This window comes from Desulforhopalus vacuolatus (assembly GCF_016918505.1).
GTDB lineage: Bacteria > Desulfobacterota > Desulfobulbia > Desulfobulbales > Desulfocapsaceae > Desulforhopalus > Desulforhopalus vacuolatus.
Map to the genome: position 1 here is coordinate 1 of NZ_JAFFPZ010000074.1, position 2,496 is coordinate 2,496.

2 protein-coding genes are annotated in these 2,496 nt (G+C 52.8%); both read right to left on the reverse strand.

Features of this window, described 5'->3' with window-relative positions:
* Positions 1 to 181 precede the first annotated feature (181 nt).
* Positions 182 to 2,233, reverse strand: a complete 2,052-nt coding sequence (locus JWG39_RS15900) for a type I restriction-modification system subunit M (protein ID WP_240192184.1) — start codon at positions 2,231 to 2,233, stop codon at positions 182 to 184.
* Positions 2,234 to 2,271: 38 nt separating this feature from the next.
* Positions 2,272 to 2,496: hypothetical protein (locus JWG39_RS15905; protein WP_205220425.1), on the reverse strand; the 225-nt coding region annotated here is incomplete at its 5' end.

Below are 2,496 nucleotides of genomic sequence, written 5' to 3' on the forward strand. Positions count from 1 at the left end.
CAGTTTGGGCCATTTTTCGTCTGTGGCTTTTTATAGTTTCTTTTATGTGACGGGACATTGCAGCCTCCTTGTAAGGTTTTAATATTGCTTACAAAAAGACGATTACAATCGCATCGATATGTCAAGGGAAATTTTACCTTAACTTCTGAAATGTTTACGAAGACTTTTTTTAAAAACTACGCTATTGCTGGGTTTCAGGGGTGCCCGGGAATCGCTGATCTTTCAGTGCGCCGTCTTCTCCGCCGTGTTCCTCGGCCAATTCGGTAAGGCTGGCGCTAACAGTATCCAATTCATTTTGAAGGGCATCCAGCTCGGCCTGCTCTTTAGCAAAATAGCGAGCCACGATATAGGGCTTGGGGATCAGGTCGCAGGCCCAACCCTTGTCTTTCATCTCGCCCTTTTTCTTGCCGCTCTTGACCTCTTCCATGACGCGGTGGGTCTTGGCCTCCCAGCCGTCGGCAGCGATCAGGTAACAATCGTCCTGCATGGCCTCAGCCCAATAGTCCATGAGGGGCTGGTAGATGTCATAGGCGTCCAGCAGCGGGGCATTACGGAAATTTGTCAGCAAATCCTCGGCAATGGTCTCAATCAACGCTTTGGGGTGCCCCTCTTTGTTAAAGCCTTTCAGGGCTGGCGTGTTGGTGGTGCGCCACTGATCAAAGATTTCCATTACGGTCTTCTTGAATGCCGTAAACTCGTTGTGACTCAGAATGGCCGACTTCACTGTCGAAATTGGCGACTTCAGCCTGAAATAACCGGGGCGGCCAGCGCTTTCGAAGAGTTCTTGACGAACGCCGGGGATCACCTGCCAATAGGCATCCAACGCATTGATATCGAAGTCTGGAATCCCCCCGCGCAAATGGCCGTCGATGTCCTGAATGTCCTCCGGGGAGGTAGAGTCGATATAACGCGGCAGATTAAGATTATAGTCGTTTTTGGCGCCGGAAATCTCGTCAAAGGGAACCATGCGGGCATAGCGGGGCGCATGGGTCTGCTTGTTAAACGTGTCGACAATCTTATGGATATCCTGCTCCCGCAAACGGTTCTTGTTGCCGTCCTTAATAAAATCCTTGGAGGCATCGATCATGAATACACCCTTGCGACCCGGGGCATTTTCCTTGTCGAGCACAAGAATGCAGGCGGGGATGCCGGTGCCGTAAAACAGGTTGCCGGGCAGCCCGATGATCCCTTTCAGGTATCCGGAGCGAACAAGCCGCTTACGGATGACGGCCTCGGCATTACCGCGAAACAGCACACCATGCGGCAGGATGCAGGCTGCCTTGCCTGCGCTTTTCATGGAGCGAATGATGTGCAGCAGGTAGGCATAGTCGCCCTGTTTGGCGGGCGGTTCCCCCCATTTAAAGCGTTGATAAGGATCAGTCGCGGGCGTGAGCCCGGTGATCCAGGTTTTGTCCGAAAACGGCGGATTGGCAACAACAAAGTCGTAGGTCCGCAAGTTCTCGCCATCCTTGAACTTGGGGGAGGCGAGCGTGTTGCCATGGAGGATGTTGGCCGTCGGGAAGTCGTGCAGGATCATGTTCATGCGGGCAAGACCGGCGGTAGTCATGTCCTTTTCCTGCCCCTCGAGGGTGATGTGCTTGTCCGCCTCGGCGGCCACCTTCAAGAGCAACGATCCCGATCCACAGGTCGGGTCATAGGCTGTGGTGGACGCAATGGCATTCTGCGGTGAAATGCCGATGACCTTCGCGATGATGCGGCTGACCTCGGAAGGCGTATAGAATTGACCTTTGCTTTTGCCGCTTTCAGAAGCAAAGTGCCGCATCAGGTATTCATAGGCATCGCCCAGAATATCATCGTGATCGGCGCGGTTTTTTGAAAAATCCAGTTCGGGTTTCTGGAAGATGCTCACCAGGTTGGTGAGTCTCTCCACCATTGCCTTACCCTCGCCGAGCTTGTTCGGGTCGTTAAAATCGGGGAAGTCGCTGCGGGCCAGACGGGAATTGTTGTCAATCAACGGCTGGATGATCTGGGTGTTGATCTTGTCACCGATATCGCTTTTGCCCTTGAGCTTGACCATGTCCTTGAAGCTGGCCCCTGCCGGTATGGTAACCGGCGGCGCAAAGTCATCCGTATCCGCGTACTTGTCTGAGATGTACTTGATGAACAGCATGAAAAGGACATAGTCCTTGTACTGGCTGGCGTCCATCCCGCCGCGCAATTCGTCGCAACTCGCCCAAAGTGATGAGTAAAGATCAGATTTCTTGATTGCCATATTTTCTTAGTCTCTTTCCATTTTTATCATTCTTAATGTCACTCTTTTGATCTCAAGTTGAATGAATTAGGTTTACTTTGCACATAACGCCGCGCTTCAGGGGCGCGCTGCTTTTTGCGCGTCACCTGCAAGCGCCTGGTTGTGTGCCGGGCACGGCACACGTTCTTAAGGGTGAGTTCATCATAGTAACTCGGACTATAATGAGCAAGTCCCAGACCCAGCCTGATGGAGGCGAGCCGGAGCGAAGCGGAGACCACGACACG